The 20,319-nt window shown below is 69.2% G+C and carries 17 protein-coding genes; 12 read left to right on the forward strand and 5 right to left on the reverse strand.

From position 1 onward, the window contains the following. Window positions 1-75: 75 nt before the first annotated feature. The 4 genes from ACIA76_RS12585 (at window position 76) to ACIA76_RS12600 (ending at window position 4,802) form a co-directional block, all read left to right on the forward strand. Window positions 76-2,370 (forward strand): carbon starvation CstA family protein, encoded by a 2,295-nt coding sequence (locus ACIA76_RS12585; RefSeq protein ID WP_397151618.1) that lies wholly within the window; start codon window positions 76-78, stop codon window positions 2,368-2,370. 35 nt (window positions 2,371-2,405) lie between these two features. Further along, on the forward strand, window positions 2,406-2,597 hold the full coding sequence (locus tag ACIA76_RS12590; protein ID WP_397151974.1) for a YbdD/YjiX family protein: 192 nt from the start codon (window positions 2,406-2,408) through the stop codon (window positions 2,595-2,597). Window positions 2,598-2,787: 190 nt separating this feature from the next. Further along, on the forward strand, window positions 2,788-4,296 hold the full coding sequence (locus ACIA76_RS12595; protein ID WP_397151620.1) for a DNA-3-methyladenine glycosylase 2 family protein: 1,509 nt from the start codon (window positions 2,788-2,790) through the stop codon (window positions 4,294-4,296). Next, a complete protein-coding gene (locus tag ACIA76_RS12600; RefSeq protein WP_397151621.1) occupies window positions 4,293-4,802 on the forward strand; it encodes a methylated-DNA--[protein]-cysteine S-methyltransferase in 510 nt (169 codons plus the stop codon). The genes ACIA76_RS12595 and ACIA76_RS12600 overlap by 4 nt, the downstream gene beginning before the upstream one ends. 368 nt (window positions 4,803-5,170) lie before the next feature. On the opposite strand, the gene ACIA76_RS12605 is transcribed toward ACIA76_RS12600, so the two are convergent. Both ACIA76_RS12605 and ACIA76_RS12610 read right to left on the reverse strand, forming a co-directional pair. Further along, window positions 5,171-8,668, reverse strand: a complete 3,498-nt coding sequence (locus ACIA76_RS12605; RefSeq protein ID WP_397151623.1) for an AAA family ATPase — start codon at window positions 8,666-8,668, stop codon at window positions 5,171-5,173. A 67-nt stretch (window positions 8,669-8,735) separates the two neighbouring features. After that, window positions 8,736-9,902 (reverse strand): exonuclease SbcCD subunit D, encoded by a 1,167-nt coding sequence (locus ACIA76_RS12610; RefSeq protein WP_397151625.1) that lies wholly within the window; start codon window positions 9,900-9,902, stop codon window positions 8,736-8,738. A gap of 103 nt (window positions 9,903-10,005) precedes the next feature. Between ACIA76_RS12610 and ACIA76_RS12615 the strand changes: the two genes are divergently transcribed. Next, window positions 10,006-11,142, forward strand: coding sequence for a DNA recombination protein RmuC (locus tag ACIA76_RS12615; RefSeq protein WP_397151627.1), 1,137 nt, complete (start codon window positions 10,006-10,008; stop codon window positions 11,140-11,142). Window positions 11,143-11,200: 58 nt separating this feature from the next. Beyond that, window positions 11,201-12,013: a DUF6542 domain-containing protein gene (locus ACIA76_RS12620; RefSeq protein ID WP_397151630.1), complete on the forward strand. Its 813-nt coding sequence runs from the start codon at window positions 11,201-11,203 to the stop codon at window positions 12,011-12,013. Window positions 12,014-12,308: 295 nt separating this feature from the next. Here ACIA76_RS12620 and ACIA76_RS12625 read toward each other — a convergent pair whose 3' ends face one another. Next, a complete protein-coding gene (locus ACIA76_RS12625) occupies window positions 12,309-13,313 on the reverse strand; it encodes a 4-hydroxy-3-methylbut-2-enyl diphosphate reductase (protein WP_397151632.1) in 1,005 nt (334 codons plus the stop codon). Window positions 13,314-13,542: 229 nt separating this feature from the next. On the opposite strand from ACIA76_RS12625, the gene ACIA76_RS12630 reads away from it, so the two are divergent. Genes ACIA76_RS12630 through ACIA76_RS12645 form a run of 4 tightly spaced genes read left to right on the forward strand, consistent with a single transcriptional unit; the run spans window position 13,543 to window position 16,001 of the window. Then, complete coding sequence (locus ACIA76_RS12630; RefSeq protein WP_397151976.1) at window positions 13,543-14,145, forward strand: lipid droplet-associated protein; 603 nt, start codon at window positions 13,543-13,545, stop codon at window positions 14,143-14,145. Beyond that, a complete protein-coding gene (gene xseA / locus ACIA76_RS12635) occupies window positions 14,142-15,446 on the forward strand; it encodes an exodeoxyribonuclease VII large subunit (RefSeq protein WP_397151635.1) in 1,305 nt (434 codons plus the stop codon). Before ACIA76_RS12630 ends, xseA begins: the two co-directional genes overlap by 4 nt. Beyond that, window positions 15,433-15,660 (forward strand): exodeoxyribonuclease VII small subunit, encoded by a 228-nt coding sequence (locus ACIA76_RS12640; protein WP_397151636.1) that lies wholly within the window; start codon window positions 15,433-15,435, stop codon window positions 15,658-15,660. The genes xseA and ACIA76_RS12640 overlap by 14 nt, the downstream gene beginning before the upstream one ends. Then, entirely contained in the window at window positions 15,660-16,001 is a 342-nt protein-coding gene (locus ACIA76_RS12645; RefSeq protein ID WP_397151638.1) for a VOC family protein, read from the forward strand. The genes ACIA76_RS12640 and ACIA76_RS12645 overlap by 1 nt, the downstream gene beginning before the upstream one ends. On the opposite strand, the gene ACIA76_RS12650 is transcribed toward ACIA76_RS12645, so the two are convergent. Together ACIA76_RS12650 and ACIA76_RS12655 are read right to left on the reverse strand one after the other, a co-directional pair. Next, window positions 15,979-16,884: a phosphotransferase family protein gene (locus ACIA76_RS12650; protein ID WP_397151641.1), complete on the reverse strand. Its 906-nt coding sequence runs from the start codon at window positions 16,882-16,884 to the stop codon at window positions 15,979-15,981. The two genes, ACIA76_RS12645 and ACIA76_RS12650, sit on opposite strands and share 23 nt — an antisense overlap. A 29-nt stretch (window positions 16,885-16,913) precedes the next feature. Beyond that, window positions 16,914-17,480 (reverse strand): DUF4245 domain-containing protein, encoded by a 567-nt coding sequence (locus ACIA76_RS12655; protein WP_397151643.1) that lies wholly within the window; start codon window positions 17,478-17,480, stop codon window positions 16,914-16,916. A gap of 161 nt (window positions 17,481-17,641) precedes the next feature. Here ACIA76_RS12655 and glpX point away from each other — a divergent pair, with 161 nt between their 5' ends. After that, window positions 17,642-18,685 (forward strand): class II fructose-bisphosphatase, encoded by a 1,044-nt coding sequence (gene glpX / locus ACIA76_RS12660; protein WP_397151645.1) that lies wholly within the window; start codon window positions 17,642-17,644, stop codon window positions 18,683-18,685. Window positions 18,686-18,911: 226 nt separating this feature from the next. Then, window positions 18,912-20,312, forward strand: a complete 1,401-nt coding sequence (locus ACIA76_RS12665; RefSeq protein WP_397151648.1) for a class II fumarate hydratase — start codon at window positions 18,912-18,914, stop codon at window positions 20,310-20,312. Window positions 20,313-20,319: the final 7 nt, after the last annotated feature.

Here is a 20,319-nt window from a genome sequence, read left to right on the forward strand (position 1 = left end):
CCGCGCACGCCCCGGTTCGGCTACGTTGTGTCCGTTTCCGCAAGACCTAGTCAGAAGCACGGGAGAGTAGCTCGCATGGCGACCATCGAATACCTCCGAACGGATCCCGACCTACCTCCCGTGGGCGTGGTGGACCGTTCTCCCCTCTCGCCGGTGAAGAAGGGCATCTTTCTCGCCGTCGCGGTACTCGGTGCGGTCGCCTGGGCGGTGCTGGCCATCGCGCGCGGCGAGAGCGTCAACGCGGTGTGGATCGTGCTCGCGGCGGTGTGCACCTACATCGTGGCCTACCAGTTCTACGCCCGGCTGATCGAATACCGGATCACCAAGCCCCGCGACGATATCGCCACGCCCGCCGAGGAACTCGAAAACGGCAAGGACTACATGCCGATGGACCGGCGGGTCCTGTTCGGCCATCACTTCGCCGCGATCGCCGGCGCGGGTCCGCTCGTCGGTCCCGTACTGGCCGCGCAGATGGGCTATCTGCCGGGCACGATCTGGATCATCGTCGGTGTCGTGCTGGCCGGTGCGGTGCAGGACTATCTGGTGCTGTGGGCGTCGGTGAAGCGGCGCGGGCGCAGCCTCGGCCAGATGGCGCGCGAGGAGCTCGGCGTGGTCGGCGGCATCGCGGCACTCGTTGCCGTGCTGGTGATCATGGTGATTCTGCTGGCGGTGCTGGGCATCGTGGTGGTCAACGCGCTCGCGGCGACCAAGGGCGCGGACGGGCAGCTGCACGGCGGCAGCCCGTGGGGGGTGTTCTCGATCTCGATGACCATTCCGATCGCGGTGCTGATGGGTCTGTATCTGCGGTATGTACGCCCCGGCAAGGTCGGCGAGGTGTCGGCGGTCGGCTTCGCGCTGCTGTTACTGGTCATCATCTCCGGTCGCTGGGTCTCCGAATCCGGTTGGGGCCGCGACCTGTTCACCCTGTCGGGCACGACCATCGCCTGGCTGCTGATCGTCTACGGCTTCATCGCCTCGGTGCTGCCGGTGTGGCTGCTGCTCGCACCGCGCGACTATCTGTCGACGTTCATGAAGATCGGCACGATCGTGCTGCTCGCGGTCGGCGTGGTGATCACGGCGCCGATGCTGAAGGCCCCGGCGGTCTCGCAGTTCGCGGGCAACAGCAACGGTCCGTCGTTCGCGGGCAGCCTGTTCCCGTTCCTGTTCATCACGATCGCCTGCGGCGCGCTGTCGGGCTTCCACTCACTGGTCTCCTCCGGCACCACGCCGAAGCTGCTGGAGAAGCAGGCCCAGGCGCGGATGATCGGCTACGGCGGCATGCTGATGGAATCGTTCGTGGCGGTCATGGCGATCATCGCCGCCAGCATCCTCGATCAGCATCTGTACTTCGCGATGAACGCCGGCGCGGGCGTGACCGGCGGCACGGCCGAGAAGGCCGCGGCCTACACCAACTCCCTCGGGCTGGGCGGCACGCCGATCACCGCGGCCGAATTGAACCAGGCCGCAGCGGATGTCGGTGAGACCAGCATCGTCTCGCGCACCGGCGGTGCGCCCACGCTGGCGGTCGGCATGGCCGAGGTGATGCACAAGTTCATCGGCGGCACCGGACTCAAATCGTTCTGGTACCACTTCGCGATCATGTTCGAGGCGCTGTTCATCCTCACCACGATCGATGCGGGCACCCGGGTCGCGCGATTCATGTTGTCGGACACGCTCGGTAACCTCGGCGGACCCGCGCGCAAGTTCAAGGATCCGTCGTGGCTGCCGGGTGCGTGGCTGTGCTCGGCCGTCGTGGTCGCGGCGTGGGGTTCGGTATTGCTGATGGGCGTGACCGATCCGCTGGGCGGCATCTACACGCTGTATCCGCTGTTCGGCATCGCCAATCAGCTGCTGGCCGCGGTCGCCCTGACCGTGGTCCTGGTGATCATGGTGAAGAAGGGCCTGATCAAGTGGGCGTGGATTCCCGCACTGCCGTTGGTCTGGGATCTGATCGTCACCATGACGGCGTCGTGGCAGAAGATCTTCTCCGCCGACAAGAATCTCGGATACTGGAAGCAGCACAGCATCTATGCCGACGCCCAGGCCGCCGGGAAGGTGCTGGCTCCGGCGAAGTCCATGGCCGATATGGACAAGATCGTGTTCAACTCGGCCGTCCAGGGCACGTTGTCGATCGTATTCGCGGTGCTGGTGTTGATCGTCGCGGTGGTCGGGCTGCTCGTCTGCGTCAAGGCGCTGCGCGAGGGCGGCGGGCCGACCACCGAAACGCCGGAGGTGCCCTCGAAGCTGTTCGGCCCCAGGGGTTTCCTCCCCACCAAGGCCGAGAAGGAGGTGCGGCAGGAATGGGACGAGCTGGCGAAGGCCGGCAAGGTCAGGATTCCCAGCGCCGCCCATCCGGTGGACGCGCAATGAGTCCCGGCGTGTCGGGGATTGCCGAGGGCGGTGTCGTGCGGACCGTCCTCCGCGCCGGGCGCGGTGTCGCCTGGTACGTGAACGCGATTCTCGGCGGGCAGGACTACACGCGGTATGTGGAGCATCTGCGGCGCAACCATCCGGAAGCCTCGGTGCCGAGCGAGCGGGAGTATTGGCGGGAGCGATATGCGGCCGCCGATCGCAACCCTGCCAACCGCTGCTGTTGAGTGATGTTCGGCGGGTGCGACAAGTCCCGCCGAACATCCGCGGCGAGCGGGGGCGTGTCCGCGACGATCGAACGACGGGCGATGAGCACACCTCAGGCAATCGATTCATAGCGATTCGGTACCACCATGAAACGTTCTCAGGTTTGGGTAGCTGTCTGATTCCCGCTAGCGCGGATCCGCTCGGACTGACATGGTGGACTGCGTGAGTGCGAACGGTCTGGACTTCGAGCGTTGTTACCGTGCCGTGGCGACCCGCGACTGTCGTTTCGACGGGCATTTCTTCACCGCGGTGCGCACGACCGGAATCTATTGCCGCCCATCGTGTCCGGCTATCACTCCGAAACGCTCCAACGTCACCTTCATGCCGACCGCGGCGGCCGCGCAACAGGGCGGATTCCGCGCCTGCCGCCGCTGCCTGCCCGATGCCGCGCCCGGATCGCCGCTGTGGAATACCCGCGCGGATCTGGCGTCGCGGGCCATGCGGCTGATCGCGGACGGGGTGATCGAGCGCGGCGGCGTGCCCGCCCTGGCCGGGGCCCTCGGGTATTCGCAGCGGCAGCTGACCCGGGTGCTGACCGCCGAACTCGGGGCCGGGCCGCTGGCGCTGGCGCGGGCCCATCGCGCGCATACCGCGCGGCTGCTGATCCAGACGACGCGGATGCCGATGTCCGATGTCGCCTTCGCGGCCGGATTCGCCAGCATCCGGCAGTTCAACGACACCGTGCGCGAGGTATTCGCGGTCAGTCCGACCGTCCTTCGGGAGGAGTCGCGGCGGCTGCGCGGCGACACCCTGCCGGCCACCAACGGCATGCTCACCCTGCGGCTGCCCTATCGCGAACCGCTGGACAAGCCGTGGCTGGAATGGTTCCTGTCCTCGCATGCGGTGCCCGGTATCGAGCAGTGGGAGGACGGCACCTACACCCGCAGCCTGCGCACCCCGCACGGGCATGCGACCGTGCGGCTGAGCGTGCAGACCGGCCATGTGCGGGCCGGACTCGCGCTGCACGATATGCGCGACCTCGCCCCGACCGTGGCGCGACTGCGGCATCTGCTCGACCTGGACGCCGATCCCGTCGGCATCGACGAGGCGCTGACGGGCGGACCGCCCGGGCTCGCGCTCAGCCCCGGCATTCGGGTGCCCGGCTGTCTGGACGCGCCGGAACTGTTGCTGCGCACCATGATCGGGCAGCAGATCTCGGTCTCGGCGGCCGCCACCCATACCGCGCGGCTGGTCGAGGCGCTCGGCGAGACCATCAGCGGTCCGGTGCCGCGGCTGTTCCCCTCGCCCGAGGTGATCGCCGAACGCGGAGCCGAGGTGCTGACCGGGCCGACCCGGCGGACCACCTCGATCCTGTCGGCCGCTCGCGCGCTGGCCGCCGGTGAACTGTCGCTGCATGCCGGTCGCACGGCCGCCGATGTGCGGCGCGATCTGCTGGCCCTGGACGGTATCGGACCGTGGACCGCCGACTATGTGACGATGCGGCTGCTCGCCGATCCCGACATCCTGCTGCACACCGATCTGGTGGTGCGGCGCGGGGCCGCGCTGTTCGGCATCGACCTGGGCGAGACGGCGCGCTGGGCGCCGTGGCGGTCGTATCTGTCGATGCATATGTGGAAACGCGCGCTGGCCGAGCGCGTCAACGGCGCGGCGAACGGCGCCGCGCCCCGAACCTCAGTGAAAGTGGGTGCGCGGCAATGAGTCTCGCCGATTATGCGATGGTGACCACGCCGATCGGTCCGTTCACCGCGCTCGTCGACGCCGAGGGCGCGGTGCTGGCCTCGGGCTGGACCGACGATGCCGAGAATCTGCGCATGCTCATCCACCCGAGCCTGCGGCCCGCCGAACTGCGCCACCGTGATTCGCTCGGCACGGTCACGCGCGCGATCGAGACCTACCATGCCGGTGAGGTACTCGCGATCGACGACATCACCGTCCGCCAGATGTCGGGGCCGTTCCTGGTGCACGCCTGGGAGGTGCTGCGCAAGATCCCGGCCGGCGATCCGGTGACCTACACGGCCTTCGCCGAACGCTCCGGCCGCCCCGAGGCCGTCCGCGCCGCCGCCAACGCCTGCGCCCGCAACGCCGCGGCGCTGTTCGTGCCGTGCCATCGGGTGTTTCGGACGGACGGCACGCTTGGTGGGTTCCGCTGGGGGTTGCCGGTCAAGAACTGGCTGCTGGCGCACGAGGGTACGCATCCGGCGTAGTGGATGCGGCCCCCGGCCCCAGGGACATAAGGGCCGCACCCCCTCCCACGCACCGCATCCGCCCCCTTTCTCGCGCACCGCATCCGCCCCCTTTCTCGCGCACCGCATCCGCCGCCTTTCTCGCGCACCGCATCCGCCCGCGCTTCGCACCCTTTCTCGCGCTTCGCACCCCCTGCGGACATCCAAAGGGGGTGCGAAGCGTCAGAAAGGGCGCGGCTGTGAGGCGCTACCGGGGACCCGCCGTGGAGGGAGTTCGCACCCCTTCCGGCGCTTCGCACCCGTTTCAGGCGCCCATAGGGGGTGCGGAGGGCGAGAAAGGGTGCGGGAGTGGGGGTCTGCCGACCGGTAGGGGGCGGCTCGGGGGAGGGTCAGGCGACGATGGTGTGGAGGTGGGAGCCGGTGGGTTCGCGGATGACGTGTAGGCGGCTGGGGATTCGTTGGCGCATCTCGTCGACGTGGGAGACGACTCCTACGACGCGGCCGCCGGAACGCAATTCGTCGAGGACGCCCATGACGGCGTCGAGGGTGTCGGCGTCGAGGCTGCCGAAGCCCTCGTCGATGAACAACGTATCCAGTACCAGGCCGCCGGATTCGGCCGCGACCACGTCGGCCAGGCCCAGGGCCAGGGACAGGGATGCCATGAAGGTCTCGCCGCCGGAGAGGGTTTTGGCGGGGCGTACGGCGCCGGTGTAGTCGTCGCGGATGTCCAGGCCCAGGCCGCCGCGGCGGCCGTGTGGGCCCGCGGCGTCGGAGTGCACGAATTCGTAACGGCCGCCGGACATTCGGCGCAGGCGGACCGAACCGGCGATCGCGACCTCCTCCAGCCGGGCGGCCAGTACGTAGGAGCGCAGCGACATCTTGCGGTTGTTCGCGCCGCGCCCGGCCACCACGTCGGCCAGTTCGGCCAGTTCCTCGTGGGCGCGTTGCATGGGGGCGATGCGGTCCACCGCGGCCCAGAGCTGGCCGCCCAGCTCCGCGAGTTCGGCGACCCGGCGGATGGCCTCGGCATGCGCGGCGACGGCGGCGTCGAGGCGGCTCCGGGACTGGGCGACAAGCGATTCCACGGCCTCGAGATCACCGGGCTCCGCCGATGCCGCGGCCTGGATCTCCGGTTCGGCCAGCACGGCCTCGGCATGGGCGCGGGCGCGATCGGCGGCGGTCAGTTCGGCCTCGATCTCGGCCTGCTGCCGCGTCGTGCGGGTGGCGGCGTCGACCACCTTCGCGTAGGCGCCCAGCACCGCATAGTCCGGCTCCGAAGCTCCCTCGGCCACAACCACTTCCGCGTCGGCGACCAGACCGGTCGAGCGGGCGGACTGTTCGACGCGCCGCGCCGCGGCGGTGAGATGCTCTCGCGCCGAGGTGGTTTCGACCCGGGCGGCACGCAGTGCGGTGGCGTCGGCGATGAGCGCGTCCAGGCGCGCGCGGCGGCGCTCCACGGTGCCGTCGGCGCCCGCGGCGACCCGCAGGCGGTCGGTGACCTCGGCCAGGCGGCGATCAGCGGCGAGGATGCGTTCCGCGACCGCGCTGACGCGGCCCTCGAGATCTCGCAGCAGGTCCTGCAGGCCGGTGTCCTCGGTGCGCAGCCGCGCCAGTTCGACGGTCATGTCGTCGTGGCGGGTCGCGATCGTGCCGGCGGATTCGTAGCGCGCGGTGGCCGCGTTCAAGGCTGCGGTCAGTTCCGTCCTGTCGCCGTCGCCGCCGCGTTCGACGAGCACCTCGGTGCGGCGCTGTAGCTCGGTGACCTGTGCCAGGGCGCGGTCGCGCGCGGCCTCGGCGACACGTTCGGCCGCCACCGCCCGCTCCTCGTCCTGTTTGGAGGCGGCCGCGGCGACGGCACGCGCCGGAGCCGGATGGTCGGCTGAGCCGCAGACGCCGCACGGGTCGCCCGGCACCAGCGCACCCGCCAATTCGGCTGCCATACCGGCCAATCGGCGCTCCCGGACATCCAGAGTCCGCTCGCGGGCATCGTTATGCGCCGCCCGCGCCGCCTCGTGCGCGGTCTCGGCCCGGCCGAGTTCCTGACGCACCCGGATCAGTTCCACCGCCGCCGTGGCCGCGGCCCGCAACCGCTCGCAGTCCGCGGCCAATCCGGGCAATTCGGCCACCGCATCGGCCGCCGCGCGCAGCCGAACCTCCGCACCCCGAATGGCATCCGGCAGTTGCGCGCGTCGGGCCGAGGCCCTCGCCAGCTGGTCGGTCCCTCGTGCCTGTTCCGCGCGCAGCGCCGTCAGATCGGCGGCCAGCCGTCGCGCCGAGTCGGCGTCGGCGCGGACCTCGTCCAAAGCTCCGATGTGGGCGGTCCATCGCTGAATCGCCGTGTCGATACCGCCGGGGGTTGCTGTCGCGGGGCCCGCCGGATCGATGGTCGACCGGCCCTCGGCAACGGCTCGGAGCGGACGGCCTTCGGCGGCAGAGCGATTCGCCGTATCGATACCGCCGAGGGGTACTGCCGCAGGGCCCGCCGAATCGGTGGTCGACCGGCCCTCGGCAACGGCTCGGAGCGGACGGTCTTCGGCGGCAGGACGATTCGGAGGCACAGACCGGCGCGCAGTGGGGGTGAGGTCGAAGAGGCCGGGCTCATCATCCGGCTCCGCCGGCGAGCGATGGTCGGACCCCTCCGCGGCCGAACCGCTGGCATCGTCCGCTCCCGAAGATGCTGCGGCAGAGTCCAATTCGCCTCGACTGGAGTCCGCCGAGGCGGGGAGTTCGCCCACGACCGGTGGGACGCTCCTCAGGTCCTCGGCCCAGTCGGTGTCGGCCAGTTCGGCGGCCGCCAGATCCGTTGCAGCCCAATGCGTTCCGGGAAGTTCTGCGGTGGCCGGTTCGAGTAGTCGGGTGGCGAGATGCTCGGCGAGGGCGCGGGTTTCGTCGGTGCGGCGGCGGACCGTGACCGCCGCGGTACGGGCCTCGGCGAGGGTGGCGGCGACCGGTTCGGCGCGGCGGGCTCGGTCGAGTTCGGATTGGCGGGCGGTGCGCTGCTCGGCCGTGGCGGTGTATTCGGTGAGTTGGGCGCGGGCGGTGCTCAGGCGGCGATGCAGTTCGTGCAGGCGGCGCTGGCGTTCGGCGGTGGTCTGCGCCTGGGCGGAATCCTGTTGGCGGAGTTGCAGATCCGCGGTGACCTCGGTGGCGTGGGTGCGGGCGGTGGCGAGCAGCTGCTGCGACCAGTCCACGGCCTCCAGTGGGCCGACGGTCTCGGTCGGGCCGACACCCGCCGCACCGCCGACCCGCGCGATCAGGCGATCGATATTCTGGTGCTGAGTGCCCAATTCGGCGGAACTCTCGCGGCGGCGCTGGATCAGCCAATCCTCGGCCGTGCCGAAACGCTCGGTATCGAACAGCTTTTCCAGCAGCTCCTGGCGATCCTCGTTGCGCGCGCGCAGGAATCGGGCGAAATCGCCCTGCGGCAGCAGGACCACCTGGAAGAACTGATCGGCGCTCATGCCGAGCAGCCGGTTCACCTCCTCGCCGATATCCGGTATGCGAGAAAGGTTCTGGCCGCGGCCGTCCAGCCATTCCAGGGTGGCAGCGGCCTGCTCGGTGCGATATCCGGTACCGCGTTTCTTGAGCCGCTCGAACTCCGGCGACCGGATCAGCCGCAACCGCCGCCCACCGAGTGTCGCCTCCAGCAGCACCCGGGGCGGCGTCTGCGGATCCGCGTGATCGGAATGCAGCCGCTTACTCTCCCCGCGCGCCCCCGGCACCCGCCCATAGAGCGCGAAGGCAATGGCATCCAGCACGGTGGTCTTCCCCGCCCCGGTCTGACCGTGCAACAGGAACAGACCATCCGCACCCAATTCGTCGAAATCGACGACAGCGGTCTGCGCGAACGGCCCGAATGCGGTCACCTCCAGCCGGTGCAGCCTCACCCGCGCCCCCTGAGCTGTAGGGAACAGAGCGGGCTGAGGATTCGAAGGAGGCGATGACCGGTGTGCGTCATGCGGTGAGTTCTTCGGCCGGCCGAATGGTGTCCGGCTGGGTGGTGGCCACGGCCAGGGCGCGTTCCAGCCATTGCATCTCCCCGGGTGTGGGCTCCCCACGGACGTCGGTCAGGAAGCTGTGGGCTACCTCGGTGTCGTGGCGACCGTGCACTCGATCACGGTAGCGCAACTCCGGATTGCCTTCCGGGCGTGACCATTCCACGTGAACGGCATGGGGGAAGCGGTCGCGGAGGCGGCGGAGGGCGTCGACCGGGCGGGCGTGGTCGGTGAGCGTCGCCGAGACGTAGTGATCCTCGACCGCGGCGTGCGCGGGGTCGGCGAGCAATTCCTCGAGCATTCCCGTGAGCTGAGTCAGCCCGCGCACCTCGGGCAGCTCCCGGCGTTCGACCCTGGTCAGGCCGCGGGCGTCGAGGTCGAGCAGCCAGACGGCCTTGCGGTGGGAGCGTTCGGCGAACGAGTAGGGCAGGGGTGAGCCGGAGTAGCGGATCGACTCGGTCAGGGTCTGGGGTGAATGCAGGTGGCCCAGGGCCACGTAGTCGATGCCGTCGAAGGCGCTCGCGGGGACCGTCTCGACTCCGCCTACCGAGATCGATCGCTCCGAGCCGGTCGCCTCCCCGCCCACCACGAAGGCATGCGCCAGGACGACCGAACGCGGGTTGCCGCGGCGCGCGAGATCGGCGCGGATCCGCGCCATCGCCGCGTCGAGGATCTCGGCGTGCGAGCGGGCCTGCGGCACACCGAGTTCGGCCCGGGTGATCTCCGGTTCCAGATAGGGAATGCCGTAGCAGGCGATCTCGCCGTGCTCGTCGGACAGCAGCACCGGCCGGTCGGCATCGGCGACCGTGGTGCGCAGATGCAGCCCGCCGGCGGCGGCGAAGCTGCCCAGCGCGCCGAGTCGTGTCGGCGAATCGTGATTGCCCGATGTGGCGACGATCACGGCGCCCGCGGCGCGGATCGCCTCGAAGGCCCTGTTGCATACCGCGATCGCATCCGCACTCGGAATCGAACGGTCGTATACGTCCCCGGGCAGCAGCACCGCCTCGACCCGCTCGGCCGCCACGATCTCGGCGATGGACTCCAGCGAACGCTCCTGATCGGCAAGCAGATCGACGCCGTGAAACGTGCGCCCGATATGCCAGTCCGAGGTGTGCAGCATCCGCATGGCGCGAAACCGTAGGGCATCGCACCGACAGAGTCGAAACCGCCTGGCCGGAGCTGGCACAGAAACGCCACTTTGTCGGTGGCATGGGGCACTATCTGCTTCCATGACCGCACCGATGCTGTTCGCGCTGCTGTTGGTGTTCTGTGCCGGGGTGGGATTGGGATGGCTGGGGCATGCCGCGCGGGCGGGTCAGCGTGCGGTGCGTGCCGAGGCGCGGCTGGCCGCATCGCACGATAACGAGCGGTTACTGCGCCAATCGCTGAGCGCGGCGAGCGAGGATGCGGCGCGGCGCAATTCCCATGCGATCGGGACGCTGGTGGATCCGCTGCGGGAGGCCGTCGGCGCGCTGGAACAACATATCCGCCAGGTCGAGCACAGCCGGATCAACGCCTATTCGGGCCTGCGCGAACAGGTCGCCGGAATGCAGCGGATATCACATCAGCTGTCCACGCAGACCGGTCAGCTGGTCTCGGCGCTGCGGGCGCCGCAGGTGCGGGGGCGGTGGGGCGAGATCCAATTGGAGCGCGTCGTGGAACTGGCCGGAATGTCGCGGCACTGCGATTTCGACACCCAGGTCACCGCGACCGGACGCGACGGCGGGGTCCGGCCGGATCTGGTGGTGCGCCTGGCGGGCGGGCGGCAGATCGTCGTCGACGCCAAGGTGCCGCTGACCGCGTATCTGGACGCCAGCGGCGAGAACGAACCCCGGCTGCGCACCGAACATCTGACCCGGCATGCCAAACATCTACGCGCCCATGTGGATCAGCTGGCGGACAAGGCGTACTGGGCGGCATTCGATCCGTCGCCGGAATTCGTGGTGCTGTTCGTGCCCGGCGATCCGTTCCTGGACGCCGCGCTCACCACCGATGCCGGTTTGCTGGAGTACGCGTTCGGCCGGAACGTGATCTTGGCGACGCCGACCACGCTGATCGCATTGCTGCGCACGGTCGCCTACGGCTGGCGGCAGGAGGCGCTGTCCCGCGATGTCGCAACGATTCAGCAATTGGGCCGGGAGCTGTATACGCGACTCAGCACGACCGGCACACATCTGGACCGGTTAGGGGCTCAACTGGGTAAATCGGTCGAGGCGTTCAATCAGACTGTCGCCACGGTGGAGTCGCGCGTGATGGTGACCGCGCGCCGATTGCACGATCTGGAGATCGGTGACCGCGATGTGCCCACGATCCGCCACGTGGACGCGTGGCCGCGGGCGGTGGAGTCCGCCGACACCAGCGATTGACCTGCTCTTCCGCCCGGCCTCGATACATGGTTCGGCCGCTACCGATAGTGTGCTTTACGTGGCAGCTACCCAACGCGACCGATCCGAGGTGCTCGCGTCGCACCGATCGATCATCCCGTCGGTGCCCGGCGTCCCGGCCGGTGCGGCGGTATTGATCGCGGTGGCGTTCACATTCATCGGATTCTTCATCGATGCCGGAGGCAGCGGCAAGGAGCTGACCCATGTGTTCGCCGCCTGCTACCTCTTCGGATGTGTGCTCGCGGCGCTCGTGGTGCGCTATCGCGGCCTGTTCACCGCGATGGTGACGCCGCCGTTACTGCTGTTCATCGCGGTTCCGCTGGCCTATCAGCAGCTGATCGGGCACAGTTCGACCTCGGTCAAGGACATCCTGCTGAATCTGGCCATCCCGCTGGTGAACCGGTTTCCCCTCATGGCCCTCGCGACGGTGCTGGTGCTGGCGGTCGGCGCCGTGCGGATGCTGATGCAGCGCCAGGATCCCGGGCCGCGCAGGGGCGGTGATCGTTCCCGCCGGGGCGATTCGACGGGTCCACGCCCGTCCACGGGCAATCGCGCCCGCCGCAGCCGATCCACGGCCGAAACCCCGCGTCGCCGTAGTCGATCCGAGGGTCCCGCATCGGGCACATCCGATCCGGACGGCGGATCGCGGACCACTCGCCGAACCACCGGCAAGGTCGCCGAACGCACGCAGCGCGTCTCCCCCACCTCCGGCTATGCGCGCAGCACCGAACGCGCGGCCGCGGCCGATCCGCCGCCGCGCCGCAATCGCGCGCCCTACAGCGGTGAGGTCCCCCCGCATCCGCGCCCCAATGTCCGCTATCGCGAACGGGATTCGGGCCGCATCGACCGCTGACGCACCGCACCGGCACTGCCCGCCGGGCGGTACGCCGCGCCGGGTGAACCCCTCTTCTCCCACACCCGGGCACACGATGCCGATCGGCCCACCGACGTCCGGCATCGTCCCCACACCAGCTGATATCGCCGAAATCCCGATGTCGTTACCGAATAGGACTGCTACGACCCTGGCCGCCTTCGAATCCAGCCGGGCCTTCGCCGATACCGCGTAGCGGCTGCGCGGATATCTCACCGGCGCAGCCGGATTCGGTATCAGGGTTCGGTCGGAGCCCGGCCGATGTGGCCGTGGACCACTAGCCGCGCGCGGCGCGCAATTCCCTCGGCAGCGAGAAGACCAGCGTCTCATTGGCCGTCGTCACCGGCTGCACATCCGCGAACCCGTGCTCGGCCAGCAGATCCAGTACCCCGCGAACCAGAATCTCGGGAACCGAAGCCCCCGAGGTGACTCCCACGGTCCGAACGTCCTCGAACCACGCGGGATCGATCTCGCGGGCGAAGTCGACCAGGTACGACGACCGCGCGCCGGCGCCGAGGGCCACCTCGACCAACCGCTTGGAGTTGGAGGAGTTGGTGGATCCCACGACGATCACCAGATCGCAGGCGGGCGCCATCGCCTTGACCGCGACCTGGCGATTCTGGGTGGCGTAGCAGATGTCATCGCTCGGCGGATCCTGCAGCTTCGGGAAGCGTTCCCGCAGTCGCTGCACGGTTTCCATGGTCTCGTCGACCGACAGGGTGGTCTGGGACAGCCAGATCACCTTGTTCTCATCGCGCACGGTCACGGCCGCGACGGAATCGGGGCCGTCCACGAGCTGCACGTGGTCGGGGGCCTCGCCGGCGGTGCCCTCGACCTCCTCGTGGCCCTCGTGACCGATCAGCAGGATGTCGTAATCGTCGCGGGCGAAGCGCTTGGCCTCCTGGTGCACCTTGGTGACCAGCGGGCAGGTGGCGTCGATGGCGTGCAGGTTGCGTGCGGCGGCCGCCTCGTGTACCGCGGGCGACACCCCGTGCGCGGAGAACACCACGACCGCGCCGTCGGGCACCTCGTCGGTGTCGTCGACGAAGATCACGCCGCGCTCGCGCAGCGTCTCGACGACATGGCGGTTGTGCACGATCTCCTTGCGCACGTAGATCGGGGCGCCGTGCTTGTCCAGCGAGCGCTCCACGGTCTCCACCGCCCGGTCCACGCCGGCGCAGTAGCCGCGCGGCTCGGCGAGCAGTACCCGTTTCGTGGCACCGGTCACAGCGGACTCGGGCGAGCGCGCGATTCCGACGTTCAAGGGGATAGCCGACGACATGGCCCCCAGCTTACGTGCACCCGAGGCCCCGGCCACCCCGAGCGTGACGGGGCCCGCACCGACACGCCGGGGGCCGATATATCCTCGACCGACGAAACAACCGTTTTCGCGAACACGGGACCTGTGACCAACCCGAGGGGCACTCGACTTGTACGGGCTGAAGCGCACCGCGACGGGGAAGCTCTTCCTTCCTCTTTGCATCACACCGCGTTTCGGGCAGTCTATTGGCATGTTTCGACCCCCGTACATCGCCCGGGTTGCTGCCGGGGCCGCCGTTTACGCGATTGAGGAAACCCGCCGGCTACCCACGGCGGCAATGAATTTCCCGATCACCGCCATCAGCCGACTGCTGCAGACGACCATGCATACGCAGCAGTTCGTGACCAGCCTGGCACTGAAGGGCGATGCCGTATTCGATCGCCTCGCCAGCCGTCCCGTCGAACAGCCGGAATGGGCGACATTCGACGAGGATGAGCCCATCGGGCATACGACCGACGCCGCCCCGGCATCGACTCGGATGAGCAGTTTCGATCTGTACGCCGAGCCCGAACCGGCCCCGGCCGAAAGCACTCCGCCACCGGTCGAGAGCGTCCCGGAAACCGCCGCTCCCGCACGGCCTTCCACCAACGGCAAGTCCGAGCGCGTCGTCGAACCCGAGATCGCCGTCCGTTACGACTACGCCACGATGACCCTCGCCCAGCTGCGCGCGCGCCTGCGCGTGCTCACGCTCGACGATCTCGCCGCCCTGCTCGACTATGAGCTCGAGACCCGCGACCGGGCCCCGTTCGTGACCATGCTGACGAATCGGATCGCCACAGTGCAGGCCAAGTGACCGATCCCAGTACCCCGGCGCCACCTGGTCGACCGGCGAATTCGCCGGAGAACCCGTGGCCGGTCCGCAGCATCTCCGTCAAGGTGGCGCAGTGGATCGATCGGCTGGGCAGCGTCTGGGTCGAGGGTCAGATCACCCAGATCAATCTGCGCCCTGGCGCGCGCACGGCGTTTCTGGTGCTGCGCGATCCGGCCGCCGATATGTCGCTGTCGGTGACATGCGACTCCGCTCTGCTGCGCGCGGCGGCGACGCCGCTGCAGGAGGGCAGCCGGGTGGTGGTGTACGGCAAGTTCTCGTATTTCACCGGGCGCGGCACGATCTCCCTGCGGATCACCGAGATTCGGCCCGTCGGCATCGGCGAGCTGCTGGCCCGCATCGAGCGGTTGAAGGCGCTGCTGGCCGCCGAGGGCCTGTTCGATCCCCGGCTCAAACGCCCGATTCCGTTCCTGCCCAAGACGATCGGCCTGATCACCGGCCGGGCGAGCGCGGCCGAACGCGATGTGCTGACCGTGGCGCGCGGGCGCTGGCCCGCGGTGCGCTTCGAGGTCCGCAACACCGCCGTACAGGGTCCGACCGCGGTGCCGCAGATCCTCGAGGCGCTGGCCGAACTCGACCGCGATCCCGAGGTCGAGGTGATCGTGCTGGCCCGCGGCGGCGGCAGCGTGGAGGATTTGCTGCCGTTCTCCGATGAGACGCTGTGCCGCGCGATCGTGGCCGCGACCACCCCGATCGTGAGCGCGATCGGCCATGAACCGGACAATCCGATCGCCGACCACGTCGCCGATCTGCGCGCGGCGACGCCGACGGATGCGGCCAAGCGCATCGTCCCCGACGCGGCGGCGGAGCTGGCCCTGGTGCACGAGCTGCGGGACCGCTCGGCCGCCGCGCTGCGCGGCTGGGTGGATCGCGAGACGCGCGCGCTCACCCAGCTGCGTTCGCGGCCCGTGCTGGCGGAGCCGCTGCGACTGCTGGATCAGCGCTACGAGGAGGCCGAGCGGCTGCGCACGGCGGCCCGCCGCGCCGTGGACGCCGTCCTCACGACCCAGTCGACCGCCACCCGGCATCTGCGCGAGAAGCTCACCGCCGTAGGCCCGGCCGCCACGCTGGCGCGCGGATATGCCGTCGTGCAACGGGTTTCGGGTCGAGAACGCCAGGTGATCCGCGCCGTGGCCGACGCGCCGCCCGGCAGTCAGCTGCGGATCCGGGTCGCCGACGGCGCGGTCACCGCCGCCGCGCTCGGCAGCCAGTCCCTGACCACCGACCGAGCCCCGCAGAAGGAGTCCCCCGATGACCGACGATGACCTCGCCGAGATCGCGACCTTCGGTTACGAGCGCGCCCGCGACGAGCTGGTCAATGTCGTGAAGATGCTGGAGCAGGGCGGTATGGACCTCGACGATTCGCTGGCGCTGTGGGAGCGCGGCGAGGCACTGGCCACCCGCTGCGAGGAGCATCTGGCGGGTGCGCGCACGCGGGTCGAGAACGCGCTCTCGCGCCGCGACGCCGCGGACGAGTGATGATCCGGCGCGTGGTGCCCGATCTGCGGGCCGCGGATCTGGAGCGGAGCCGGACGTTCTACCGCCGGTTGGGTTTCGAGGAAGTGATGGATCTCGGCTGGGTGGTCACGCTCGCCTCGCCCTCGAATCCGACGGCCCAGGTGACCCTGGTGGCCGCGAATGCCGAGGGCCCGCAGGCGGATATCAGCGTCGAGGTGGCCGATGTGGACGCGGCACATGCGACCATGCTCGAGGCGGGGGCGGACATCGTCTACGCACTGCGCGATGAGCCGTGGGGTGTGCGGCGGTTCTTCGTGCGCGATCCCGACGGCGTGATCGTCAATGTCGTGAGCCACCGCTGAGCGCGGTCAATGTGCGCGCGAGGCGGTCGTGCACGGTGCGCCAGACGTCCGGGGCGAGGTCGTGGTCGGCGAGCATTTCCAGCATGCGGACCAGTTGCAGATAGCGAATGCGCTGGGCGAGTGCGGAATCCACGGTCGTCATGCCCAGGCCCTGCAGGAACGCGGGCCAGGCCTGCGCCATCACCTCGGGTCCGGCGAAGCTCACCGACCAGGCCCACCAGGCCACGTCGAACAGCGGATCGGCCAGGCGGACGGATTCGAAATCGACCAGGCCCGTGATCTTCGCGCCCTCGGCGAGGATGTTCATCGGGGCGAAATCACCGTGTGCGAGAACCGCCGGGCGGCCGTCGAACAGGTCGGGCAGATCGTCGAGGACGTCCTCGACCGTGGTGATCTGATCCGGGGTCAGGGCCGGTGCGAGGCATTCGGCCCAGGCGTCGGCGCGGGCGGCCAGATAGCGCGGGCGCGCCCAGGAATCGTCGAGTTCCAGGTCCGGACAATGTAATCCGGAGAATGCGGCCAGCAGCGCGCCCATGCTGTGCGCCAGGGCCGGGAGTTGGGAACTGGTCGGTGTGACCTCTTCCGCGGCCGGGGTGCCGGGCAGTTCCTCGAAGACGATCCAGGGCGGGTCGGCATCGGCATCGGCCGTCCGGATCGACGGAATCGGAATCTCCTTGGCGGCGGCCGGATCTCGCAGCGCGTCCAGCACCCGCATGCGGCGTTCGACATCCGCGCGGCGGCGAAACCGCTGCACCACCACCCGCGTACCGTCGCCGAGCGTCACCATCTCGGTGCGGTTCCGAAACCCCCAGTCGGCGGGCGTCGCATCGGTGACCGGCTGCCCCAATGCTCCCTCGAGCCAACCGAACTCCGAGCGATCCACCTGCCCACCCTAGCCGAACAAGGGATTACTCAGGGCTGGATCGGTTGAGCGGTAGCGGCCGCGGTGGCCAGGGTCGTGTACTCGGCCTGGTTGCCCGCGCCCTTGACCAGCAGCCGGACCTGACCCAGATCGGTGATCCAGGCCGGTTCGCTGCCCTGGACGTGGAAGACCGTCCAGACGGTGTCGCCGATCTTCTGGGTGCCGCTGGGGGTACGGATCTTCTCGATATGACCGGCCAGCGCCTCGACGGTCGCATTGGTCTGGGTCAGCTGCAGATAGGTGCCCTGCGGGCTGATGAAGCCGACCGTGCTGACCGCACCCCCGCCGGTGCCGGTGATCGTGTCGCGGCTGCCCGAATTCGGCCGCCACCCCTCCGGCAGGGCGGGCTCGCGGATCGGGAACGGCAGCGTGCGGGCGTCGTCGCGCAGCGCGGAATGCAGATCGAAGGTGGGGATCTGCCCCGGCGTGGGGCCGTGGGTCGAGAAACTGCACTGGCTGGCGACCGCCGCGAGCACCACGCAGATCAACACCAGCGGAATCAGGGACCAGACCAGATCCCGATAGTCGTTGAGGATCCGCGGCTTGGAAGACGACACGTCCCCAAGTATCCATGCGAGCGGCCCCGCTTCCGGCGGGGCCTACCCCGCTGTGACCAGCCACACCCCTCGATACGGAAATGGAACGCAGGTACCTGATTAGGGATCCGAACCATTCTGCGACAATTCACCCAGCAGTAGACGACCTAGGAGGCACCGTAATGACGGCATCCACGCCCGCGTCCAGCCGCCGCGAGGCTCCCGATCGCAACCTCGCGATGGAGCTGGTCCGAGTGACCGAGGCGGGGGCGATGGCTGCCGGGCGCTGGGTCGGCCGGGGCGATAAGGAGGGCGGGGACGGCGCGGCCGTCGACGCCATGCGCCAGCTCGTCGCATCGGTATCGATGCGCGGCGTCGTCGTGATCGGCGAGGGTGAGAAGGATGAGGCGCCGATGCTCTACAACGGCGAACTCGTCGGCGACGGCACCGGACCCGAGGTCGACTTCGCCGTGGATCCGATCGATGGCACCACGCTGATGTCGAAGGGTTCGCCGGGCGCGATCGCGGTGCTCGCGGTCGCCGAGCGCGGCGCGATGTTCGATCCGTCGGCGGTGTTCTACATGGAGAAGATCGCGGTCGGCCCGGAGGCCGCCGATGTGATCGACCTGTCCGCGCCGATCGCGGAGAATCTGCGCCGGGTCGCCAAGGTCAAGAACTCCTCGGTCTCCGATCTGACCGTCTGCATCCTGGACCGTCCCCGCCACGGCCGCCAGATCCAGGAGGTCCGCGACGCCGGCGCCCGGATCCGGCTGATCTCCGACGGTGACGTGGCCGGCGCGATCGCCTGTGCCCGCCCCGAGTCCGGCACCGATGTGCTGATCGGCGTCGGCGGCACCCCCGAGGGCATCATCGCCGCGGCCGCCATGCGCTGCCTCGGTGGCGCACTGCAGGGCAAGCTGGCCCCGAAGGACGACGAGGAGCGCCAGAAGGCCATCGACGCCGGACACGATCTGGACCGCGTCCTGTCCACCGAGGATCTGGTCTCCGGCGACAACATCTTCTTCAGCGCCACCGGCATCACCGACGGCGAACTGCTCAAGGGCGTGCGCTACTACGGCGGCGGCGCCTACACCCAGTCGATCGTCATGCGCTCCAAGTCCGGCACGGTCCGCATGATCGACTCGTACCACCGGCTGACCAAGCTGCGGGAGTACTCCTCGGTCGACTTCGTAGGCGACGAGCACGCGGTTCCCCCACTGCCGTGATATCGGCCTCCGCTTCGCTCCGGCGGATTTGCGGCCTCGTGACCCCGTCGTTCGGGGCCCGCTGCGATGCGACGAAGGAGCAAGCAGCGGGCCCCGAACGACGGGGCGGCCGCAAATCTTGGTGGTGACGCATGCCGTTGTGCTGGAGGTATTCCTGCGAACCTTGTGCGAAAGGCCTCAGGGGTGGCAACCCATTTCGGGCGCGGCCGGGCATAGGGTCGAAATCATGACCGAGGAGCAGCAGTATCGCGTAGAGCACGACACGATGGGCGAGGTTCGCGTTCCGGTGAACGCGCTGTGGCGGGCGCAGACACAGCGGGCGGTGGAGAACTTCCCGATCAGCGGCCGGGGCCTCGAGCGCGCGCAGATTCGCGCGCTCGGCCTGCTCAAGGCCGCCTGCGCCGCCGTGAACCGCGATCTGGGCCTGCTGGACAAGGACAAGGCCGAGGCCATCATCGCGGCGGCCGGGGAGATCGCCGACGGCAAGCACGACGACCAGTTCCCGATCGATGTATTCCAGACCGGCTCCGGCACCAGTTCGAATATGAACGCCAACGAGGTGATCGCGGGCCTGGCCGCGGCCCGCGGGGTGACCGTGCACCCGAACGACGATGTGAACATGTCCCAGTCGTCCAACGACACCTTCCCCACCGCCACCCATGTGGCCGCCACCGAGGCCGTGGTGCGCGATCTGATCCCCGCGCTGGACCATCTGCGACTTCGCCTGCTGGACAAGGCGACCGAATGGCGCACGGTCGTGAAGTCCGGCCGCACCCATCTGATGGACGCCGTGCCGGTCACCCTCGGCCAGGAGTTCGGCGGCTACACCCGTCAGGTATCCGCGGGCATCGAGCGACTGCTCGCTACGCTGCCGCGACTGGGCGAGTTGGCCATCGGCGGCACCGCGGTCGGCACCGGACTCAACGCGCCCGACGGCTTCGGCGCGAAAGTGGTCGCGCAACTGCGCTCCTCGACCGGCCTGGACGAATTGTCCGAGGCCCGTGATCATTTCGAGGCTCAGGCCGCCCGGGACGGGCTGGTGGAGGTGTCCGGCGCGCTGCGCACGGTCGCCATCTCGCTGACCAAGATCGCCAACGATATCCGCTGGATGGGTTCGGGCCCGCTGACCGGCCTGGGCGAAATCCAGCTGCCGGATCTGCAGCCGGGCTCCTCGATCATGCCCGGCAAGGTGAATCCGGTGCTGCCGGAGGCGGTCACGCAGGTCGCCGCGCAGGTGATCGGCAATGACGCGGCTATCGCGTGGGGCGGCGGCAACGGCGCGTTCGAATTGAATGTCTACATTCCCGTGATGGCACGCAATGTGCTGGAGTCGATTCGACTGCTGGCCAACGTTTCCCGGCTGTTCGCCGATAAGTGCGTCGCCGGACTGGTCGCGAATGTGGACCATCTGCGGCAGCTGGCCGAATCCTCCCCCTCCATCGTGACCCCGCTGAATTCGGCAATCGGCTACGAGGAGGCGGCGGTAGTGGCCAAGCAGGCGCTGAAGGATAAGAAGACCATCCGGCAGACCGTCATCGATCGCGGCCTGATCGGCGACACGTTGACCGAAGAGGAGCTGGATCGCCGGCTCGACGTGCTTTCCATGGCGAAGGTTGACGAGAAGTAAGGCCGGT

Source organism: Nocardia sp. NPDC051570 (genome assembly GCF_044454005.1).
GTDB lineage: Bacteria > Actinomycetota > Actinomycetes > Mycobacteriales > Mycobacteriaceae > Nocardia.

What these genes read in the sequence shown, in the direction of transcription:
- ACIA76_RS12585 (WP_397151618.1), top strand. Translation starts at nt 76, where the DNA reads ATGGCGACCATCGAATACCTCCGAACGGATCCCGACCTACCTCCCGTG.
- ACIA76_RS12595 (WP_397151620.1), top strand. Translation starts at nt 2,788, where the DNA reads ATGGTGGACTGCGTGAGTGCGAACGGTCTGGACTTCGAGCGTTGTTAC.
- ACIA76_RS12600 (WP_397151621.1), top strand. Translation starts at nt 4,293, where the DNA reads ATGAGTCTCGCCGATTATGCGATGGTGACCACGCCGATCGGTCCGTTC.
- ACIA76_RS12610 (WP_397151625.1), bottom strand. Translation starts at nt 9,902, where the DNA reads ATGCGGATGCTGCACACCTCGGACTGGCATATCGGGCGCACGTTTCAC.
- ACIA76_RS12615 (WP_397151627.1), top strand. Translation starts at nt 10,006, where the DNA reads ATGACCGCACCGATGCTGTTCGCGCTGCTGTTGGTGTTCTGTGCCGGG.
- ACIA76_RS12625 (WP_397151632.1), bottom strand. Translation starts at nt 13,313, where the DNA reads ATGTCGTCGGCTATCCCCTTGAACGTCGGAATCGCGCGCTCGCCCGAG.
- ACIA76_RS12630 (WP_397151976.1), top strand. Translation starts at nt 13,543, where the DNA reads ATGTTTCGACCCCCGTACATCGCCCGGGTTGCTGCCGGGGCCGCCGTT.
- ACIA76_RS12640 (WP_397151636.1), top strand. Translation starts at nt 15,433, where the DNA reads ATGACCGACGATGACCTCGCCGAGATCGCGACCTTCGGTTACGAGCGC.
- ACIA76_RS12645 (WP_397151638.1), top strand. Translation starts at nt 15,660, where the DNA reads ATGATCCGGCGCGTGGTGCCCGATCTGCGGGCCGCGGATCTGGAGCGG.
- glpX (WP_397151645.1), top strand. Translation starts at nt 17,642, where the DNA reads ATGACGGCATCCACGCCCGCGTCCAGCCGCCGCGAGGCTCCCGATCGC.
- ACIA76_RS12665 (WP_397151648.1), top strand. Translation starts at nt 18,912, where the DNA reads ATGACCGAGGAGCAGCAGTATCGCGTAGAGCACGACACGATGGGCGAG.